This window comes from Rhodococcus sp. PAE-6, assembly GCF_025290685.1.
GTDB classification, from domain to species: Bacteria; Actinomycetota; Actinomycetes; order Mycobacteriales; family Mycobacteriaceae; genus Rhodococcus; species Rhodococcus pyridinivorans.
In genome coordinates this window covers 71,612-91,641 of sequence record NZ_JAOCLZ010000010.1, presented here as the reverse complement: position 1 = coordinate 91,641, position 20,030 = coordinate 71,612, and the positions used below count along the sequence as shown (strand labels likewise).

Genomic DNA, 20,030 nt, shown 5'->3' with positions numbered 1-20,030 from the left:
GACGATAGCAGCCTCAGTTGAGCCCGGCGTACGAGTGCAGGCCCGACACGACCATGTTGATGATGAACAGGTTGAACAGCATCGCGATGAAACCGGCGACGTTGATCCAGGCCGCGCGGGTGTTGCGCCAACCGGAGGTCGCACGTGCGTGCAGGTAGGCGGCGTAGACGACCCACGTGATGAACGAGACCGTCTCCTTCGGGTCCCAGCCCCAGAATCGTCCCCAGGCCGCCTCGGCCCAGATGGCACCGAGGATGATGCCGGCTCCGAACAGCGGGAAACCGATGATCGTGGTGCGGTAGGCGAGCCGGTCGAGAGTCTGGGCGTCGGGCAGACGCTCGGCGAGCGCCGCGAACACGCCGCTGCGCTCCTCACCCTTGGGGAAGCGGATGCGCAGCAGGAACAGCAGGCTCGCGACACCCGAGACGAGGAAGATGCCGCTGCCGACGCTGATGATCGTCACGTGGATCGGCAGCCAGAACGAGCGCAGCGCGGGAACCACGGGAGCGGCGTCTGCGTAGAGCACGGTCGCCGCGAGGAACATGAGGATCAGGACGGGGACCAGCAGGTACACCCACATGGTCCGGTAGGCCGGCTTGCGCAGGACGATCAGGCCGAAGATCACGGCGGCGGTGCACGCCATCGCGACGAACTCGTACATGTTGCCGAGCGGGAATCGCTCGGTGGCCAGGCCGCGCAGCACGATCGAGGCGACCTGCAGTCCGGCGACCACGACGACGAGCGCGCGGCCCATGTTGCCGAGACGCTGCGACAGGGCGCGCTTGGGCGCCTCCTCGACACGACCCGGGCCGGCGGAGCGTTCGACGGTGTCGGAGGCCGCTCGGCGGCCGGCGGCGACGAGTTCGCGTTCCCGCTCGGCCACGACGTCGGCGCGGTGGGTCGCGTATTCGGCGACGAGCAGCACCAGCGCCAGCACGAGCACCGCGAACGCCGATTCGAAGGCCCAGTCGCTGTACCGCGCCAGGGTGTCGTTCTCTGTCATCTGTTCTTCTTCTCCTGTGCCGCCGGGGCGGGGGGTGCATCGTCACCGAGAAGACGCTCGACCAGTCGGTCGAACTCGTCTCCCCATCCGGCCTGATCGGTCCGTGCGAGACCAGCGAGTTCTACTACGGTTCGTCGTTCACCGTCGTTCACTGTACCGCCCGGGTACGCGCGCGCCCACACTCTGCGTCGCTTGACCAGCAGCGACACGAGCAGACCGGCCATCATCGCGATCGCCGCGACGAGCACCCACTGCTGCGCCGGGTCGTGCGAGACCTGCAGGTTGACGAAGTCGGTGGCCTTGTCGAACCGCACCTCGGTGCCGTCGGCGAGCGTTACGCTCTCCCCCGGACGCAGGTTCACGCGGTCCTGCTTCACGAGGCGGCCCTGGTTGATCAGTTCCTTGTTGAGCGAGAACAGCGACTGCGGGCTGCCGGTGTCGAGGCCGGAGTCGCCCTTGTAGACGTCGATGGCGACGGCGGGGTCCATCATCGACGGGAAGATCGACGTGAGCAGCGTGCCGTGGAAGGACGCCGTCGGCGCGAACAGTCCCTCGAGCGCGATCTGGTTCTTCCGGCGCTCGTCGGCGTCGGGGTACATGCCGCCGGGCGGGTCGAAACGCATGGCGCCGCTGCTGAGGAAGGTCGTCGCGTCGTCGGGCGCCCACTGCATCGTCTCGGTGCGGGTCTCGCCGTTCGGCCAGGTGACCGTGAAGGTCGGGGCGTAACCGTGACCCTGCAGGTAGACACGGTCGCTGCCGACCCGCAGCGGATGGTTGACCTTCAACTGCGCGTCGCGCCAGGTGTTCGTGAGGAGGTCGTCACCGTACTGGTACTCGATGTCGGAGGTGAACATCTCGGCCTGGCCGTTGTCGAGATAGTCGGCGGCGAAGGTGTTCACCCGCACGCACATGGGGTTCAGGCCGGTGCCGTCGAGCGTGCTGCCGGCGCGGAACGAGTCGAAGGAGGCGGGCGAGGTGGTGCAGAACTCCTCGCCGTTCGCGACGAGGATGCGCTGTCCCTCGTAGCCGAAGAGCTTGCCGGCGGCGACGGCGACGAGCAGCCCGACGAGGGAGATGTGGAAGACCAGGTTGCCGGCCTCGCGCAGATAACCCTTCTCGGCGGACAGAGTCATCTCGCCGTCCCGTCCGCGGGCACCGCCCTCGCGGCGCACGACCTTCCAACCTCGCAGCTCTTTCTGGATCCGGTCGAGGGCGTCGGCGGGGGCCTCGGACACGCTCGTCTGCGTGTGGTGCGGCAGGCGCTGCAGGTTGCGCGGCGCGACGACCGGCGGGGTGCGCAGGGCGTGGAAGTGCTCGACGCAGCGCGGCAGGATGCAGCCGACCAGCGAGACGAACAGCAGCACGTAGACGGCGGTGAACCAGAAGCTGCCGAAGACGTCGAACAGCTCGAACCGGTCCATGATCGGTCCGAGCGTCGGGCGGGCCGCGATGTACTCGTCGACCTTCTGGGTGTTGAGGCTGCGCTGCGGCAGGAGTGCGCCCGGGATCGCGGCGAGCGCGAGCAGGAACAGCAGGACCAGCGCAGTCCGCATCGACGTCAGGCCGCGCCAGGTGTTCCGCACGAAGGCCGCGGCACGTCCGAGCGCGCCCTGTCGCGGCGGCGGCGACGGTTGCGGTGCGGGGGTCGGGGTGTGTGTCGCGGTCATACGGGCAGAGTCACTTCCGAGATGAACGAGTCACGGACCCAGGACACGAACAGGTCCCACGCACCGGTGACGAGAGCGATACCGACGGCCATGAGCATCAGGCCACCGACGATTTGCACGGTCCGCGCGTGGGTGCGCAGCCAGCCCACCCCGCGCAGCGCCCGCGCCGAACCGAGCGCGAGCACGACGAACGGCAACCCGAGGCCGAGGCAGTAGGCAACGATCAGCGTCACCCCGCGTGCCGCGGTGGTGCCCTCGGTGCCCGCCGCGAGCGAGATGACGCCGGCGAGGGTTGGGCCGAGGCACGGGGTCCACCCGAGCGCGAACACCGCGCCGAGCAGCGGGGCTCCCGCAAGGTTCGAGATGCGCCGGGGCGCCGGACGCGTGTCGCGCTGCAAGACTGGGATGAGACCGATGAAGACCAGACCCATCACGATGGTGACGACACCACCGATCCGCATGAGCAGTTCGCGGTTGACGGCGAGCGCGGAGATCGCCCCGAACACCGAGGCCGTCGCGAGGACGAACACCACGGTGAATCCGAGGACGAACAGCCCGGCGGCACCGGCCACCCGGAGGCGGCCGTCGCTGCGGACGGTCGTGGTGCGGGCACCGGCCTGCTCGGCGGTGACGGCGGGGGCTTCGGCTCCCACCACTCCGGCGAGGTAGGACAGATAGCCGGGAACGAGCGGCACGACGCACGGCGATGCGAAGGAGACGAGACCGGCGAGCAGGCACGCGCCCATCGCCAGCAGCAGCGGACCCGACAGGGCCGCGTTCTGGAAGGTCTCCCCGACACCCGACGCAAGGATCACTGTTACTGCTCCGAATCCGGTTCCGCCGCGACCCGTTCGACGACCGGTTGCAGGTCCTCGGCGAGCAGTTCGGTCAGGTAGACCGCAGCCACGCGGTGCTCACGGTCGAGGACGACCGTCGTCGGCACGACCGAGGTCGGGTAGTTGCGGCCGAGGGCGAGCAGCGACCGCATCGGCGGGTCGTAGATCGACGGGTAGCCGATCCGCTGGTCGGTGACGAAGTCCTGGGCCTTGTCGCGCTGATTGTCGCGGACGTTGATGCCGAGGAACTGCACCCCGAGATCTTTGGTGGCCTCGTAGACCTCCTCGAGATCGTCGGCTTCGCTGCGGCACGGCGCGCACCACTGGCCCCACACGTTGAGCACGACGACCTGGCCCTCGTAGTCGTCGAGGGAGATGGTCTCGCCCTCGTTCATGAGGTCCTCGCCGGTGAGCTCACCGAGGGTGCCCCGGTCGGCCGGGGGGTCGTAGAAGATGCGGGTCTGCCCGCCGGGCGAGACGAAGTCGAACGTTCCCCCGGTGGCGACGGCGTCGTCCCCGGTGGCGCAGGAGGTGAGAAGGACGGCACCGCAGATCGCGGCGACCGTCGCCCGGAACACCTTTCTCATGCGCCGTGGACGTTCGGGTCGGAGGCGCCGGCCGGCTCGGAGTAGACCAGGTCGACGAGGGTGTCACCCTCGTAGACCAGGGAGGTCAGCGAGGCGAGGCTGCACTGGCGGCGACGCGGGTCGTGCCACAGTCGCTCGCCCTCGAGGAAGCGGCGCAGCGTCCACACCGGGAGTTGGTGGCTCACGCACACCGCTTCCCGCCCCACCGCGGCCACGCGGGCCGCGTGGACGGCGGCGAGCATGCGGTGGGCGATCTGCAGGTAGGGCTCGCCCCAGGAAGGGGTGAACGGATCGCGCAGCTTCCACCAGTGGCGCGGGCGGCTGAGCGCACCGTCGCCGACCGAGACCTTCAAGCCCTCGAAGTCGTTGGCCGCCTCGATGAGGTTCTCGTCGGTGCGGATCTGCAGTCCGTGCTTCTCCGCGATCGGGGCGGCGGTCTGCTGGGCCCGTTCGAGCGGGGACGCGACCACGTGTGCGATGTCGTGGTCGGCGAGCGACGCCGCGACCGCACGTGCCTGGGCCTCACCGGTCACCGACAGCTTGAAGCCGGACAGGCGGCCGTAGAGGATTCCGGAGGGGTTGTGGACCTCTCCGTGGCGGAGCACGTGCACGATCGTGCGGGTCTCGGACGGGGCGGCGTCGGTCACGTCGATGTTCCTCGAGGGGTGTGGGAGGGGCGGATCGGGCTGGGCAGGCAGGAGAGCGGTGCTACGGCGCGGTCGCCGCGGCGGCCGCGCGCGCGGCGTGCGGCAGCGCGTCGGCGACCCGCGAGAACGCGTCGTCGTCGAGCGCGGACGAGACGAACCACGTCTCGAAGGCACTCGGGGGTGCATAGACGCCGCGCTCGAGCAGCGCGTGGAAGAAGGCCGGGAAGCGCCAGGTCTGCGCGGCCTTGGCCTGCTCGTAGTTCGTCACCGGCTCATCGGTGAAGAAGACGCTCAGCAGCGTGCCGGCATTCTGGACGCGGTGCGGCACCCCTTCGGCGGCGAGTGCCTCCCCCAGCAGACGCCCGAGGGTCTCGGAGTTGCGGTCCAGGGTGGCGTAGACCTCGGCGTCGGCGGCACGCAGGCTCGCGAGGCCGGCGGCCACGGCGACGGGATTACCGGACAGGGTGCCGGCCTGGTAGACCGGTCCGCTCGGGGCGAGATGGGCCATGACGTCGGCGCGGCCACCGAAGGCCGCGGCGGGCAGACCTCCGCTCATGACCTTGCCGAAGGTCATCAGGTCGCCGGAGACACCGTCGATGCCGTGCCAGCCGGTCGGGCTCGCGCGGAAGCCGGTCATCACCTCGTCCATGATCAGCAGCGCGCCGTGCTCACGGGTGAGCTCGCGCAGGCCCTCGTTGAAGCCGGACACCGGCGGGACGGTGCCCATGTTGCCGGCGGCGGCCTCGGTGATGACCGCGGCGATCTCACCGGGGTTCGCCTCGAAGGCGGCGCGCACGGCGGCGAGGTCGTTGTAGGGGACGACGATGGTGTCGCCCGCCTGGGCGCCCGTGACGCCGGGCGAGGTGGGCAGACCGAAGGTGGCGAGGCCGGAACCGGCGTCGGCGAGCAGCGCGTCGACGTGACCGTGATAACAACCCGCGAACTTCACGATCTTCGACCGTCCGGTGAATCCGCGCGCGAGACGGACGGCGCTCATCGTCGCCTCGGTGCCGGAGTTGACGAGCCGGACCTGCTCGACGGGTGCGATGCGGGCGACGATCTCCTCGGCGAGTTCGACCTCACCCTCGGTGGGGGCACCGAACGACAGACCCGCCGGCGCGGTGGATCGGACGGCCTCGACGACCGCCGGATGCGCGTGCCCGAGAATCATCGGGCCCCAAGAACACACCAGGTCGACGTAGGTTTTTCCGTCGACGTCGGTGAGCAGCGGACCCGATCCCGATGCGAAGAAAGGAGGATTGCCGCCGACCGATCCGAACGCGCGGACCGGAGAGTTGACGCCCCCCGGTGTCACCTTCGATGCCCGGTGGAAGAGTGCGGCGGATCGAGTGTCGTGGGTGGACGAAGCATCGGGGGTCGCAGTCACGACTTCCAGTGTCCGTAGTTTCGCGGGATTTGCCAAAAACAGTGGTCCTCAAACCTCATGTGTTTTTTCTCCCTTACCAGGAAAAAGGGACACCGTGAGTGACTTGTCGCACCTATCGTCTGAGGCATGCCGACGACAGCCGAACACCTGCGCATCGCACTCGACGGTGCGTGGCACGAAGCACGCGAACGCGCACGCAAGGATCTCGCGCACGAGAAGTTCGCACCGCACTACACCCCCGAGACCGACAAGGCGCGCGCCATCACGCTCGAGCAGATGCGCATCCTCGCCGAACACGGCTATGCCGCGGCGGGCTTCTCCGTCGAGTCCGGCGGCACGGGCGACGCGGGCGGCGCGGTCGCATCCATCGAGATGCTCGCGATGTCCGACCTGTCGCTGATGGTCAAGGCGGGCGTGCAGTGGGGCCTGTTCGGCGGTGCCATCGAGAACCTCGGCACCGAGCGGCACCACGAGAAGTACGTCAAGCAGCTCATCGACCTCGACGTGCTCGGCTGCTTCGCGATGACCGAGACGGGTCACGGCAGCGACGTGCAGTCGCTCGAGACCACGGCGACCTACGATCCGGACACCCAGGAGTTCGTGATCCACTCCCCCACCCCGTCGTCCCGCAAGGACTACATCGGTGGCGCGGCGCAGCACGCCCGGTTCGCGGCCGTCTTCGCGCAGCTCGTCACGCAGGGTGAGACGCACGGTGTGCACTGTTTCGTCGTCCCGATCCGCGACGAGGACGGCAACGACCTGCCGGGTGTGACGACCTCCGACTGCGGTTACAAGGGCGGCCTGCCGGGTGTCGACAACGGCCGCATCGTCTTCGACCAGGTGCGCATCCCCCGGGAGAACCTGCTCGACAAGTACGCGGACGTCGAACCGGACGGCACCTACGCCTCGGACATCGACAACCCGAGCCGACGGTTCTTCACGATGCTCGGCACGCTGGTCCGCGGGCGCATCACCGTCGGCGGCTCGGCGGGTGCGGCGGCGCGGGTCGCGCTGAGCATCGCCACCCGCTACGCCGAGAAGCGTCGCCAGTTCGACGCCCCCGGGCGCGACGGCGAGGTGCCGATCATGGACTATCTCGTCCACCAGCGGCGCCTGCTCCCGCTGATCGCCCGCTCGTACGCGCTCGGCTTCGCCCAGAACGAGCTGCTCACGACGATGCACCGGCTGCAGTCGACGTCGTTGCAGGAACTCGACGCGCAGGAACAGCGCGAACTCGAGGGTCGCGCGGCCGGCCTCAAGGCCGCCAACACCTGGCACGCGTCGCGGGCGATACAGGAGTGCCGCGAGGCGTGCGGTGGTGCCGGCTACATGGCCGAGAACCGGCTGACGGCGCTGCGCGCGGACGTGGACGTGTTCACGACCTTCGAGGGCGACAACCACGTCCTGACCCAGCTGGTCGCGAAGGAACTGCTCACGGCCTACGCCGACGAGGTGCAGGGCATGAGCCCGGTGGAGTGGATGCGCTTCGCCGCGACCACCATCTCCGACATCGTCAAGAAGCGCACCGCGGCGCAGCAGATCATCCAGACGATCGTCGACACCCGCCAGGACAACGAGGAGGACGGCAGCCTCTTCGACCGCGGCACCCAGGTGACGATGTTCGAGGACCGTGAGCAGTACCTGCTGTCCACTGCGGCCCGGCGCCTGCAGGCCGCGATGAAGCGTGAGGACAACCCGTTCGACGCCTTCAACTTCGTGCAGGACCACGTTCTGCACGCCGCCCGCGCGCACATCGACCGAGTCGTGCTCGAGGCGTTCGTCGCCGCGATCGAGGACTGCAAGGACGAGACCGCCCGCGACCTGCTGTCGGAGCTGTGCGATCTCTACGCGCTGACGATCATCGACGAGGACAAGGCGTGGTTCATGGAGCACCGCCTGCTGTCGGTCGAACGCGCCAAGGCCGTCACACGCGGGATCAACGAGCGGTGCCGCAGCCTGCGTCCGCACGCGTTGACGCTCGTGGACGGGTTGGGTGTGCCCGACTACCTGCTCGGCTCGGCCATGCTCGACCGCGAGGGAGCGGTCGTCCCACCTCAGGACGTCGCAGTCTGACCGGGTTCGCCGACGAGCTCGCCGAGCCGTGCTCGCAGCTCGTCGGCGTCCTTCGCCCACGCCCGCACGAACGTTCCTCCGATGAGCCGCAGTCCGACAGGCTTGCGGCCGCGCGGCACATCCGCCAGTTCGCCGAGGCTCCGGGCGGTCTCCCAGCGTTCCGGATCGCGCCGGTCGTCCGGTGGCGGCGGCAGCACCGCCTCGATCTCGGCGACCGGCAGTTCCTCGGTGCCCTGCCGCAGGACCGTGGAGGTGAGCTCGACGCTGACGTGCCGACGAGCAGCCACGACCATCACGTAGGAAAAGCCGGCGAGCACGATCGCGATGATCGGCAGCGCGACCCAGTGCACGACGGGGCCGGTGAACAGTTCGACGACGAGGGCCACGACGCAGACCAGCGGGCCGATGGCGACCGTGCGCCAGCGCGCTCCGGGTTCGTGGAACAGCGGCCCGGCCGGGTCGGTGCCCATCGGATCAGGGGTTGCCGGATCAGGGGTCGCCGGATCGGGGGCCGCCGGGTCGGTCAAGCGGCGAACGCGCCGGGGATCACCAGCAGCACGGTGGTCACCAGTCCGAGGAGGGCGATGAGAGCGATCAACACCAATTCGCGACGGCGCCCATAGGGCCGCGGTTCCACCTGCATGACGTCCTTTTCGCTCGACGGAAAGGGCCGTGCGGCCCACATGGTGAGCCCACCGTACTCTTCGGTCGCGCCGGACGAAACCGAGTGGTACGTCTATTCTTCCGGCAGTCGCAGGAAGAAGCGGTTGGCATCCCGCCGGTGCATCAGCACGATCGCTCCGACGGTCGCGACGGCTTGCAGAATGCCCACCACACCGAGTATCCAGCCCGCGCCGCCCTCCCCGACGCCCACACCGAAGACGGTGGGCAGGGTCGACAGCGACATGAACACCCCGAGCAGGGTCAGCAGCATCCGGGCCCAGTTCTTGGCCTTCAACAGCTGCCTGACTACCAGATACAGCAGTCCGACGATCACCAGGCCGATGCCGGCGGTCAGCGCGACCAGCAGCGGGACCGCCGACTCGAGCTGCTCCGTGGTGACGCCCTCGATGGCCTGCTCGGCGGCCATCGTGGTCATGAGGTCGAGCAGTTCCTCGCGTCGACTCAGCAGATCGGCGAGACTTGCCGCCAAACTCACGACGGCGAGAGCGAGTACCCCGCACCACAATTGGTGGGCCGTCGTGACGTCTCCGGGAACGGGACGATTCGCCGCGGGGCCGGGCCCGACAGGAGGTGCGGGGAAGCTCATGACAGGCGACCCGCGACCTCGGCGGCCCAGTAGGTGAGGACGACGTCCGCACCGGCCCGCCGGATGCCGACCAGCGATTCGAGGATCGCCGCATCGCGATCGATCCAGCCCTTCTGCGCGGCCGCGGTGATCATCGAGTACTCCCCCGAGATCTGGTAGGCGGCCACCGGGACGGGCGAGCGGTCGGCGACCTCGCGCAGCACGTCGAGATACGACATCGCCGGCTTGACCATCACCATGTCGGCGCCCTCGGCGAGGTCGAGGTCCACCTCGTGCAGCGACTCGCGACGGTTCGCCGGATCCTGCTGGTAGGTGCGGCGATCTCCCTCGAGGGACGAGCCGACGGCGTCGCGGAAGGGACCGTAGAACGCCGAGGCGTATTTCGCGGAGTAGGCGAGCTGACCGACCTCGGTGTGCCCGGCCTCGTCCAACGCGGACCGGATGAAACCGATCTGGCCGTCCATCATGCCGCTCGGGCCGAGCAGGTGCGCCCCGGCCTCGGCCTGCGCGACGGCCATCTCGGCGTAACGCTCGAGGGTCGCGTCGTTGTCGACGACGCCGGTGTCGGTGAGCACACCGCAGTGGCCGTGATCGGTGAACTCGTCGAGGCAGGTGTCGGCCATGATCACCGTGGCGTCGCCGAGTTCGCTGCGCAGCGACCGCAGCGCGCGGTTGAGCACACCGCCGGGATCGCTCGCCGCGGAACCACGGGCGTCCTTGTCCTCGGGGCTGGGCACACCGAAGAGCATCAGGCCGCCGACACCGGCGGACACGGCCGCGGCCGCGGCCTTGCGCAGCGAATCGGCGGTGTGCTGGTACACCCCGGGCATCGACGCGATCTCGCGCGGCTCGTCGAGGCCGTCGGCCACGAACATCGGGAGCACGAGGTGGCGGGGTTCGAGGGAGGTTTCTGCCACGAGCCGTCGGATGGCGGGTGTGCTGCGCAGCCGGCGGGGACGGATGTCGGGAAACATGGGGAGAACACCTTCCATACGGGTCGTGCGCGGCCCCGGTAGTGGCGACTACCGGGACCGCGCACGGATCATCGGATCACCAGAGATCAGCGGCGGGCGCGGGACTTCTTCCGCGGCGGAGGCAGTGCGCCTTCCGCGCGGAGCCGGGCCGCGTGCTCGGCGAGCGCGTCGACCAGGGGCCCGATCTGCGCGGTCTCGGGCTGCACGTCCACCCGCAGGCCGAACTCGATCGCCGTCTCGGCCGTCTTCGGGCCGATACACGCGACGATCGTGCGGGCGTGCGGCTTGCCCGCGATACCCACGAGATTGCGGACCGTCGACGACGAGGTGAAGCACACCGCGTCGAAACCACCGGTCTTGATCATCTCGCGGGTCGCGGCCGGCGGCGGAGCGGCACGCACGGTGCGGTAGGCGGTGACGTCGTCGATCTCCCAGCCGCGCTCGCGCAGACCCTCGGCGAGGGTCTCGGTGGCGATGTCGGCGCGCGGCAGCAGCACCCGGTTGACCGGATCGAAGACGTCGTCGTACGGGGCGAACTCGGCGAGCAGGCCGAGGCTGGACTGTTCGCCGCTGGGCACGAGCTCGGGAATGATGCCGACCGAGCGCACCTTCGCAGCGGTGGCCTCACCGACGCACGCGATCTTGACGCCGGAGAACGCGCGCGCGTCGAGACCGAACGCCTCGAACTTCTCCCACACCGCACGCACCGCGTTGGTGGAAGTGAACACCACCCACTGGTAGCGACCGTCGACCAGGCCCTTGACCGCGCGTTCCATCTGCGCGGGACTGCGCGGCGGCTCGACCGCGATGGTCGGCACCTCCATCGGGATCGCGCCGTGCGTGACGAGCCGCTCGCTCATCTCGCCGGCCTGATCCTTGGTGCGGGGCACGAGCACGGTCCAGCCGTACAGGGCGCGCGACTCCCACCACGACATCTTGTTGCGGTGCGAGACGACCTTGCCGACGGTGACGACGAGCGGTCCGACGAGCTCGGAACCCGCGTCGTTCAGGGTCGCGAGAGTGGCCTCGACGGTGCGCTGCTGACGGGTGGTGCCGCGCACGGTGATCGCGGCGGGGGTCTGCGGCGCCAGGCCGTGTTCGACCAGCGCGCTGGCGGTCTCGGCGAGGTGGCCGGAGGTCGCATGGAGGACGAGAGGGCCGGGGGCGGCGGCGAGCGCGGCCCAGTCGACCTCTCCGCGCACGTCGACCTCGGTGTGGCACGAGCCGAGCGCCATACCGGCGTAGCTCGGCACGGACGATCCGGCGGGCAGGCCCGGCAGCACCTCGAAGGCCACCTGGGTGCGGGCGACGGCGTTGACCTCGGCGATCACCGAGTCGGTGGTGAGCGGGTCGCCCGCGACGAGGCGCACCACGTCGCGACCGGCCTTCGCCTCGGCGACGAGCGTCTTGGCGACCTCGGCGGGCTCGCCGAGCGCGGGACGGACCTCGGCGACGGGCTCACCGGTCTCCGGGTCGGTGCCGTGGTCGACACCGACGAGGGCCACGACACCCTTGTCGACATCGGGGTCGGTGAAGGCGATCGTGGCGCCCGCCAGCACGTCACGCGCGCGCACGGTGAGCAGCGCAGGATCGCCCGGACCCGATCCCACGAACAGGATGCGCCCGGGGTTGTGCTTACGGACTCGGCTCATCGGTCATTCTCCAGTGCGGTCAAATCAGCGGTAAGGGCAAATCGGGTGACGGTGACGGCTGTGTCAATCATCGGCAGGTCTCGTCTCGGGGAAGACCCCGTGCTCGACCATGAGCTCGCGCGCACCGAGGTCGAGCAGTTCGCGGGCGACACGACGACCGAGTTCCTCGGCCTTCTCCGGCGCCCCCACCGCGCTCGCTCGCAGCACATCCGATCCATCCATGGCGGCGGCGCATCCGCGCACCGACAGTTCCTCGATCACCCGGCCGTCGTCGTCGAGCGATTCGACGACCTCGGCGATCGCCCCCACCGGTGCGGTGCATCCGGCTTCGAGTTCGGCGAGCAGCGAGCGCTCCGCGACGACGGCGGCGCGGCTCGGCGCATGGTCGAGTCCGGCGAGCAGCTCGATCATCTCGGGATCGTCCGACCGGCACTCCACGGCGAGCGCACCCTGCGACGGCGCGGGCAGCATCTGCACCGGTTCGAGGGACTCGGTGACCCGGTCCAGGCGTCCGATCCGCGACAGTCCGGCACGCGCGATGACGATCGCGTCGAGTTCGCCGGAGTCGACCTTGCCGATGCGGGTGTCGATGTTGCCGCGCAGCGGTTCGATCTGCAGTCCCAGGCCGAGCGCAGCGAGTTGTGCCCGCCGGCGCGGCGCCGAGGTACCGACCTTGGAGCCGGGCGGCAGCTCGCCGAGGACGAGTCCGTCACGGGCGACGAGCGCGTCGCGCGGGTCCTCCCGCTCGGGGACGGCCGCGACGACGAGGCGCGGATCCTGGAAGGTCGGCAGGTCCTTGTAGGAGTGCACGGCGACGTCGACCTCACCTGCGAGCAGCGCCTCGCGCAGCTCGGCGGTGAACACGCCGACGCCGATGCGCTGCACCGGGCCGGGCGTCACATCGCCCTTGGTGGTGATGATGACGAGCTCTGCCGGGCGACCGGCGGCAATCAGTGCGTCGCGCACGGTACCGGCCTGGGTCGTGGCGAGCACGCTGCCGCGGGTACCGATCCGCAGGGGACGATCCTGCCGAGCAACATCGTCGCGGGAAACCGATGCGGCTTCGGTGCTCATGCGGTGCCGTCCTTTCGTGAGGCCTGGAGTTCGGTGGTGACAGCGGGGTCGAGTGCGGCGGACAGATCCCCCGAGAGGGTGGGATCGGTCAGCGAGTTCAGATCCTTGGTGGGTGTCGCGACCGCCTCGACCGAGCCCGGGCGCAGCTCGAACAGCTCGCGCAGGGCCTCGGCGTACTGGTCGCCTCCCGGCGTCGACGCGAGCTGCTTGACGCGCACCGTCGGTGCGTGGAGGAGCTTGTCGACGACCCGGCGCACGGTGCGGGCGACCTCGCCGCGCTGGCCGTCGTCGAGATCGGGCAGTCGCGATTCGAGGCGCATCAGTTCGCCCTCGACCACTTCGGCGGCGCGTTGACGCAGTGCCGTCACGGTGGGGGTGACCTCGGCGAGTCGCTGCGCGGTGAGGTACTGCGACAGCTCGGCGGCGACGATCGTGCGGGCGGCCTCCGCGTCGGTCGCGGCGGCGCCGGCCGACGGGTCGCGCTGCAGCGACTCCATGTCGAAGACCTGCACACCGGGAAGACCGGCCACGGCGGTGTCGACGTCGCGCGGCAGACCGAGATCGCAGATCGCGAGGGGGCGTTCGCCGCGGCCGGGCTGCGCGAGTGCGCGGTGCGCGTCGGCGAGCGTGACGACGGCGCCCACGGCTCCGGTGCAGGTGACGGCGACGTCGGCGCGGCTCAGTGCGGTCGCGAGATCGTCGAATCCGACGACCTCGGCGTCGACACCGGCGGCCTGTGCGGTCTCGGCGAGTCGCTCGGCACGGTCGCGGGTGCGGTTGGCGACGACGATCGAGCCGACCTCGGCCCGGACGAGATGCGCGACGGCGAGACCACCCATGGCGCCGGCACCGATCACCGCGGCGGTGCGGCCCTTCAGGGCGCCTCCGAGGAAGTTCGAGGCCTTGTCGAGCGCGACCGACACGACGGATGCACCGGCGGCGTCGATGCCGGTCTCCGAGTGCACCCGCTTGCCGACGCGCAGCGCCTGCTGGGCGAGTTCGTGCAGGGTGCGGCCGGCGGCCTGCTGAGCGTCGGCGGCGGCGTAGGCGGTGCGGATCTGGCCGAGGATCTGCTGCTCCCCCACGACCATCGAGTCGAGCCCGCTGGCGACGGAGAACAGGTGTTCGGCAGCGGCCTCGCTGTAGCGGACGTAGGCGTGCTTGTGCAGTTCGGTGACGGGCAGACCCGAGTGCTCGGCGAGCAGTTCGCTGACCGCGGCGAGCGCGCCGTGGAAGGCGTCGACCACCGCGTAGATCTCCACCCGGTTGCAGGTGGAGACGATCATCGCTTCGGAGATCTTGTCCGACGCCAGCATCTTGTCGGTGAGCTTGGGGCGGTCGGTGTCCGTGACCGCCACCTTCTCGAGCACCGGGACCGGTGCGCTCCTATGCGATATCCCGACGAGGAGAACACTCACGGTGCGATCACCGATCCGTTTCTGGTCGCGGCCGAGCCCATCGGACCCGCCTTTCCTGTTGTGGTACGCCGAGCAGAGCTTCGGGTGGACACCCGCGGTATGCCGGCGGGGCGTACGTCGCCGGCAGCAGGACGAACGTCAGCGGTCGCGGCCCGGGGGGTCTCCCCGTTGCGGGTGCTGTTGAAGGACAGGACCTGCATCTCGACGGACAGATCGACGCGTCGGATCTCGACGTGGTCGGGGACATCGAGTTCGACGGGAGCGAAGCTCAGGATGCTGCGCACTCCTGCGAGCACGAGCCGATCGCACACCTGCTGTGCTGCCTCGTCGGGGGTGGCGACGACACCGATGGTCGCGCCGAGTTCATGGGCTCCGTTCTCGAGATCGTCGACGTGACGCACGACGAGATCGCCCACACGTGTGCCCACCACGTCGGGATCGGAATCGAAGAGTCCGGCCATCGTGAAACCGCGGCGGTCGAAGCCCGGATACCGGGCGAGGGCGCGGCCGAGGCTGCCAACTCCGACGAGCACGACGCGATGGCCCCGGTCGAGTCCGAGAGCTGCTTCGATGCGGGACTGGAGGCGCAGGACGTCGTAGCCGACGCCGCGCACTCCGTTGGGTCCGAGGAAGGACAGATCCTTGCGCAGTTTGGCCGAACCGACCCCGGCGGCGGCCGCGAGTTCCTCACTGGAGACGATGAGAGTGCCCGCTTCGGCGAACGCACCGAGGACCCGGAGGTAGGTCGCGAGACGCGTCACAGTAGCCTGTGGGATATCGCGGACCGGAGGAGTGGGAGTGGCACCCTCGCCGGACTCGGCGGTGCCGCGAGCGTCCTCGCCCTGCGGTGGGTGCAACTGCGTCACGGTACGTGGCTCCTCGTCCGGCCGGTGGATACACGCCTGGCCTCACGGTGATCCGGGAATTCGTTCACACCACGGTAACCGCTTGTGAAGCCATGCACAAAGTTGCTCGAAGCACCCCGAATGTGCTTCCCACCTGCTGTACGACGAGGACCTGCCGACTCACCGAGCGAGATCTGCGCGCAGTCGCGGCTCGTCGACCTCCCAGTAGCTGTGCTCGCGTCCGTCGAGCAGAACGACGGGCAGACGGTCCCCGAATTCGGCCCTCAGATCGGGATCGGTTGCGGCAGCGACATCCACGTCGATGCAGGTGACCTCGACGCCGAGCTCCTCCGCGAGCGCCTCGAGCTGCTCGCGCGCAGGACCGCACGCACCGCACCCGGCGCGCACGAGAAGGGTCAGGTGATGACGGCTCGCGGAGCCGCTCGTTGCCGATGACGATTGCTCACTCATGCCTCCACTGTGCGGCACGACCTGTCGAGATGAACGTCACACCCCGTCACGGGGGCGACGGCCTCCCGGTGAGGGGCGGTGTCGCGGGCTAGGCTTGGCGCGGGTCGCCCGTGCATGCGGTCGCCATATGTGCGGCGCCCGGAAGTGCAGGGGTCACACGGGGCCCGCCCGTTTCGACAGCCCCGCCCGTTACGACACCGGAGGTGCGAGTGCCAGGACGTTCGTTTCCCTACGGATGGGGCATGGGTGAGACGTGGGCGAGCATCATCCGTCCCGGACGTCGGCTCTTCTCTCGCAAATTCGGACCCAGCGAGGAAGAGGTCCGCGCCAATCTCGCAGGTGAGGCGAGCGCCGATGCCGCCCTCGCGTTGCAGGAATCCCGCGTCGAACCCGAGCCCTCCCCCGATACCGCTCCCGTCCCGCGCGATCTGACCGCGGCGGCGTTCTTCGACGTCGACAACACGATGGTGCAGGGCGCGTCGATCATCCACTTCGCCCGCGGCCTCGTCGCCCGGAACTACTTCGACAAGTCCGACTTGTTCGAGTTCGCCTGGCAGCAGGTCAAGTTCCGCCTGACGGGCAAGGAGAACATGAACGACGTCGCGTCCGGTCGCGACAAGGCGCTGTCGTTCGTGCAGGGCCGCTCCACGGAGGAACTGCGCCGGCTCGGCGAGGAGATCTACGACGACATCATCGCCGACAAGATCTGGCCGGGCACCCGCGCGCTCGCGCAGATGCACCTGGACGCGGGCCAGCAGGTGTGGCTCGTGACCGCGACGCCGGTCGAACTGGCCGACGTCATCGCCGAACGCCTCGGCCTGACCGGTGCGCTCGGCACCGTCGCCGAGTCGAAGGACGGCGTCTTCACGGGCCGTCTCGTCGGCGACATCCTGCACGGTCTCGGCAAGGCGCACGCGGTGCGGGCCCTCGCGATCCGTGAGGGTCTGAATCTCAAGCGCTGCACGGCTTATTCGGACAGCCACAACGACGTGCCGATGCTCTCGGTGGTCGGCACGGCCGTCGCGATCAATCCCGATCCGGATCTACGGCAGGTCGCTCGCACACGCGGGTGGGAGATCCGCGACTTCCGGACGGCGCGCAAGGCCGCGAAGGTCGGGGTGCCGACGGCGCTCGGTCTCGGTGCCGCGGGTGGTGCTGTCGCGGTCCTCGTGGGTCGCCGCCGCGACCGAGCGGCTTGATTTTCGAGGTGCTCAGCCGAGGAAGACGTTCCGCCGGCGCGTGAGCAGTTTGTAGAGGGTCTGCTGGATCGTCTCGCGCACGTGGTCGGTGACCTCGAACAACACCATCGGATCCTCCGCCGAGGTCTCGTCGTACACGTCGGTGACGATGGGTGTGCCGAACTCGATGTACCACTTCGACGGCAGCGGCAGGATCCCGAGCGGGCCGAGCGCCGGGAACAGCGGGGTGATCGGGAAGTAGGGCAGGCCGAGCAGGCGCGCGAGCGAGGTGAGGTCGGCGATGTTCGGGTAGATCTCCTCGGAGCCGACGATCGAGCACGGCACGATGGGCGCCTGGGTGCGCAGGGCCGCCGACACGAAACCGCCGCGGCCGAACCGCTGCAGTTTGTAACGCTCCTTGAACGGCTTGCCGAGTCCCTTGTACCCCTCGGGGAAGACCGCGACCACCTGGTCCTGCCGGAGGAGTCGTTCGGCGTCGGGATGGCACGCGAGGGTGTGGCCGGCCTTGCGCGTCACCGTCCCCACCACGGGCATACCGAAGGCGAGATCGGCGGCGAGCATCCGCAGGTGACGATCCGCGTGGTCGTGCACGGCGACGGAGGTCATCAGTGCGTCGACGGGGAGCGTGCCGGCGTGGTTGGCGACGACGAGTGCGCTGCCCTCGGCGGGGATGTTCTCGACGCCGCGGACCTCGACGCGGAACCACTTGTCGAACAGGGGTCGCAGCACCGGCAGGACGACGTTCTCGGTGAAGTGCGGGTCGAAGCCGAAGTCGTCGACTTCGTAGTCGCCGGTCATCCGGCGGCGCACGAACTCGGCGGTGGCGGTGACCTGTTGTGCGAGCGTGCCGCGCAGGTCGTCGAGGAATCGATCGGTGCGGTTCACCTGCTCGGGGGTGGGCGGTGGCCCCATCGACGGATGGGGTGTGCGTGTGACCCGTTCACCGGGACGGCGGTTGCCGGCGTGCAACGGGATGACCTTCGCGACCTCCGTCATCGCGTCTCCCTCGTCTCTCCGAGCACGGAGAGCGCCATCGACTCGGCCTTGTCCACCCATTCGGTCTTCACGATGCGGGTGAGGGCGAGGCCCCGGGCGAAATCGTCGAGCGCTTCTCTCGTGGTCCAGCGTGGTTCGAATCCGAACTCGTTGCGCATGCGCGTGGTGTCGAGTCCGCATCCGAAATGGAAATAGTCGAGTTCTTCTTTGGTGAAGGAGTTCATCACGGAACCCATGAGTGCGTGCCCGACCGTGCGGAACAGCGCGTAGGGCATCGGCACGGTGACGCCACCGGCCCGGCGCACGGCCTGGGTCATCGTGACGATCCCCTCACCGGCGATGTTGTACGTCCCTGACGGTCCGGCGACGACCGCGTGTTCGAGCGCACCGAGTGCGTCCTCCTCGTGCAGCAATTGCAGTCGCGCGTCGCGGCCGAGCACGTTGGGGACGAGCGGGGAGGTGAGATAGCTCGACACCGAGCCGGGCAGCCGGTTTCCGACGGTGGGTGCGAACCGGAGGATGGTGGTCGCGATGTCGCTGCGCCGCCGGGCGACGCCGCGCAGATATCCCTCGACCTCTATCATGTCGCGGGCGAAGGCGCCCGTGGGCCGGCGGCGGGCGCTCATCTCCTCGGTGAACTTCGCGGGGTCCTTGGCACTCGATCCGTAGACGACGGACGACGAGCGCAGCACGATCCTGCGCACCGAGGGTGCCTTCTGGCACACCGCGAACAGCTGCATCGCGCCGAGGACGTTCATGTCCTTCATCGCCGTGCGGCTCCCGGACTTCGGGGCCTTCGTGACGGCGGACGCGTGGACGACGGTGTCGACGTCCATGTTGCGGATGATCTTGCCGATGAGTGGGTTGCGGATGTCGGCGAGCACGAACTCGGCCCGCCCCATGCGCCGGAGCATGTCCTTCGACGGCGACTGGGTGTCGACGCCGATCACCCGCTCGATGTCGGGATTCTGGGCGAGCCTGGTGACGAGGAAACCCCCCAGGAACCGACTTGCTCCGGTGACCAGCACGACTCGTGGACGTGCCACTTCGTGCCCCTGCGAAACCACTCGTGAAACCCCCTGCTGCACCACACGCGTCATCGGTCACATTCGCCCCGACGCGGTATGCCGTCCCACAATACGGCCAATTCGCCGCCATCGCACGACTCGTGGGTGAACTTTCGTGTACCGGGATGCACAGACGAACGATGCCCGCCACCATGGAAGGTGACGGGCATCGGATAGGCGCAGGGCTTACTTGCCGAGTTTACGACGCTGCACTCGGGTGCGGCGGAGCAGCTTGCGGTGCTTCTTCTTCGACATGCGCTTACGGCGCTTCTTGATCACAGATCCCATGTGGGCATCCCTCACGTTCCTTGTAGCGTTCCTGCGCACGCCGGTGACGTACGCCTGATGTATGTCGACGCTGGGCCTCGTGGCGACGAGTAACAGCGCCTCACGACACCGGCTGGCCGGTACGACGACAAGCAATCCTACCGGGGCGGCCCACCCGGCGTGAAACCGAGGTCCGTCCCGGAACGCGACTTCCCTCGCGCACCGGATCCGTTCGTCGTACCGTCGTCCCCGACGATGCGCCGATCGTCCCTGTCCGACCTCTATCCGACGTCGAAGTACGACGTCTCGAGGTAGTCGTGGACGGCCTTCGCATGCACGCGGAACGAGCGTCCCACACGCACTGCGGGTAGTTCGCCACTGTGCACCAGCCTGTACACGGTCATCTTCGACACCCGCATGAGAGCTGCCACTTCGGCAACCGTCAGGAACTGGGTACCGGCGAGAACCGACTGTCCGTCTTGAGGTTGACCCTTCGACGGCGTGTTTCCTGAAACCATTACACACCTCCGGCACGCCCGCGCCGCCGGCTTCCCCTCCGGCGGAACAGACACGCACGTGCTGATTCGAGCTTAGCGT

20 protein-coding genes are annotated in these 20,030 nt (G+C 69.0%); 2 read left to right on the top strand and 18 right to left on the bottom strand.

The window, feature by feature from the left end:
* Positions 1-13 precede the first annotated feature (13 nt).
* The 6 genes from ccsB to hemL form a co-directional block, all read right to left on the bottom strand.
* Positions 14-1,003 (bottom strand): c-type cytochrome biogenesis protein CcsB, encoded by a 990-nt coding sequence (gene ccsB, locus NVV99_RS19195; RefSeq protein WP_024101712.1) that lies wholly within the window; start codon positions 1,001-1,003, stop codon positions 14-16.
* Positions 1,000-2,670, bottom strand: coding sequence for a cytochrome c biogenesis protein ResB (locus tag NVV99_RS19190; RefSeq protein ID WP_024101713.1), 1,671 nt, complete (start codon positions 2,668-2,670; stop codon positions 1,000-1,002). The genes ccsB and NVV99_RS19190 overlap by 4 nt, the downstream gene beginning before the upstream one ends.
* Entirely contained in the window at positions 2,667-3,485 is an 819-nt protein-coding gene (locus NVV99_RS19185; protein WP_006552329.1) for a cytochrome c biogenesis CcdA family protein, read from the bottom strand. Before NVV99_RS19185 ends, NVV99_RS19190 begins: the two co-directional genes overlap by 4 nt.
* Positions 3,486-3,487: 2 nt before the next feature.
* On the bottom strand, positions 3,488-4,093 hold the full coding sequence (locus tag NVV99_RS19180) for a TlpA disulfide reductase family protein (protein ID WP_006552330.1): 606 nt from the start codon (positions 4,091-4,093) through the stop codon (positions 3,488-3,490).
* The gene (locus NVV99_RS19175; protein ID WP_006552331.1) at positions 4,090-4,740 is read right to left on the bottom strand and encodes a histidine phosphatase family protein; all 651 of its coding nucleotides are present in this window, start codon (positions 4,738-4,740) and stop codon (positions 4,090-4,092) included. Before NVV99_RS19175 ends, NVV99_RS19180 begins: the two co-directional genes overlap by 4 nt.
* A gap of 61 nt (positions 4,741-4,801) precedes the next feature.
* Positions 4,802-6,127, bottom strand: a complete 1,326-nt coding sequence (gene hemL, locus NVV99_RS19170; RefSeq protein WP_024101714.1) for a glutamate-1-semialdehyde 2,1-aminomutase — start codon at positions 6,125-6,127, stop codon at positions 4,802-4,804.
* Between the two features lie 126 nt (positions 6,128-6,253).
* Between hemL and NVV99_RS19165 the strand changes: the two genes are divergently transcribed.
* Complete coding sequence (locus tag NVV99_RS19165) at positions 6,254-8,200, top strand: acyl-CoA dehydrogenase (protein ID WP_024101715.1); 1,947 nt, start codon at positions 6,254-6,256, stop codon at positions 8,198-8,200.
* Here NVV99_RS19165 and NVV99_RS19160 read toward each other — a convergent pair.
* The 8 genes from NVV99_RS19160 to NVV99_RS19125 all read right to left on the bottom strand — a co-directional run bounded on the left by NVV99_RS19160 (position 8,182) and on the right by NVV99_RS19125 (position 15,904).
* On the bottom strand, positions 8,182-8,670 hold the full coding sequence (locus tag NVV99_RS19160) for a hypothetical protein (protein ID WP_006552334.1): 489 nt from the start codon (positions 8,668-8,670) through the stop codon (positions 8,182-8,184). The genes NVV99_RS19165 and NVV99_RS19160 overlap by 19 nt on opposite strands.
* A gap of 266 nt (positions 8,671-8,936) precedes the next feature.
* Complete coding sequence (locus tag NVV99_RS19155; protein ID WP_228044622.1) at positions 8,937-9,359, bottom strand: hypothetical protein; 423 nt, start codon at positions 9,357-9,359, stop codon at positions 8,937-8,939.
* Between the two features lie 107 nt (positions 9,360-9,466).
* Positions 9,467-10,444 carry a porphobilinogen synthase gene (gene hemB / locus NVV99_RS19150; protein WP_024101718.1) on the bottom strand — a complete coding sequence of 326 codons (978 nt, stop codon included), beginning with the start codon at positions 10,442-10,444 and terminating at the stop codon, positions 9,467-9,469.
* Between the two features lie 86 nt (positions 10,445-10,530).
* On the bottom strand, positions 10,531-12,096 hold the full coding sequence (locus tag NVV99_RS19145; RefSeq protein WP_024101719.1) for a bifunctional uroporphyrinogen-III C-methyltransferase/uroporphyrinogen-III synthase: 1,566 nt from the start codon (positions 12,094-12,096) through the stop codon (positions 10,531-10,533).
* 63 nt (positions 12,097-12,159) lie between these two features.
* A complete protein-coding gene (hemC, locus tag NVV99_RS19140; RefSeq protein WP_024101720.1) occupies positions 12,160-13,170 on the bottom strand; it encodes a hydroxymethylbilane synthase in 1,011 nt (336 codons plus the stop codon).
* Positions 13,167-14,588 (bottom strand): glutamyl-tRNA reductase, encoded by a 1,422-nt coding sequence (locus NVV99_RS19135; RefSeq protein ID WP_024101721.1) that lies wholly within the window; start codon positions 14,586-14,588, stop codon positions 13,167-13,169. Before NVV99_RS19135 ends, hemC begins: the two co-directional genes overlap by 4 nt.
* Positions 14,585-15,454 (bottom strand): redox-sensing transcriptional repressor Rex, encoded by an 870-nt coding sequence (locus NVV99_RS19130; protein WP_019291201.1) that lies wholly within the window; start codon positions 15,452-15,454, stop codon positions 14,585-14,587. Before NVV99_RS19130 ends, NVV99_RS19135 begins: the two co-directional genes overlap by 4 nt.
* Before the next feature lie 159 nt (positions 15,455-15,613).
* Positions 15,614-15,904 carry a glutaredoxin family protein gene (locus NVV99_RS19125; protein WP_006552340.1) on the bottom strand — a complete coding sequence of 97 codons (291 nt, stop codon included), beginning with the start codon at positions 15,902-15,904 and terminating at the stop codon, positions 15,614-15,616.
* A gap of 242 nt (positions 15,905-16,146) precedes the next feature.
* Between NVV99_RS19125 and NVV99_RS19120 the strand changes: the two genes are divergently transcribed.
* A complete protein-coding gene (locus tag NVV99_RS19120; protein ID WP_006552341.1) occupies positions 16,147-17,103 on the top strand; it encodes an HAD family phosphatase in 957 nt (318 codons plus the stop codon).
* Between the two features lie 12 nt (positions 17,104-17,115).
* On the opposite strand, the gene NVV99_RS19115 is transcribed toward NVV99_RS19120, so the two are convergent.
* The 4 genes from NVV99_RS19115 to NVV99_RS19100 all read right to left on the bottom strand — a co-directional run bounded on the left by NVV99_RS19115 (position 17,116) and on the right by NVV99_RS19100 (position 19,951).
* Positions 17,116-18,099: a lysophospholipid acyltransferase family protein gene (locus NVV99_RS19115; RefSeq protein ID WP_024101723.1), complete on the bottom strand. Its 984-nt coding sequence runs from the start codon at positions 18,097-18,099 to the stop codon at positions 17,116-17,118.
* The gene (locus NVV99_RS19110; RefSeq protein WP_041803431.1) at positions 18,096-19,127 is read right to left on the bottom strand and encodes an NAD-dependent epimerase/dehydratase family protein; all 1,032 of its coding nucleotides are present in this window, start codon (positions 19,125-19,127) and stop codon (positions 18,096-18,098) included. Before NVV99_RS19110 ends, NVV99_RS19115 begins: the two co-directional genes overlap by 4 nt.
* Before the next feature lie 225 nt (positions 19,128-19,352).
* On the bottom strand, positions 19,353-19,454 hold the full coding sequence (locus NVV99_RS19105) for an AURKAIP1/COX24 domain-containing protein (RefSeq protein ID WP_003402602.1): 102 nt from the start codon (positions 19,452-19,454) through the stop codon (positions 19,353-19,355).
* Between the two features lie 260 nt (positions 19,455-19,714).
* Positions 19,715-19,951, bottom strand: a complete 237-nt coding sequence (locus tag NVV99_RS19100; protein WP_006552345.1) for a helix-turn-helix domain-containing protein — start codon at positions 19,949-19,951, stop codon at positions 19,715-19,717.
* Between the last annotated feature and the right edge of the window lie 79 nt (positions 19,952-20,030).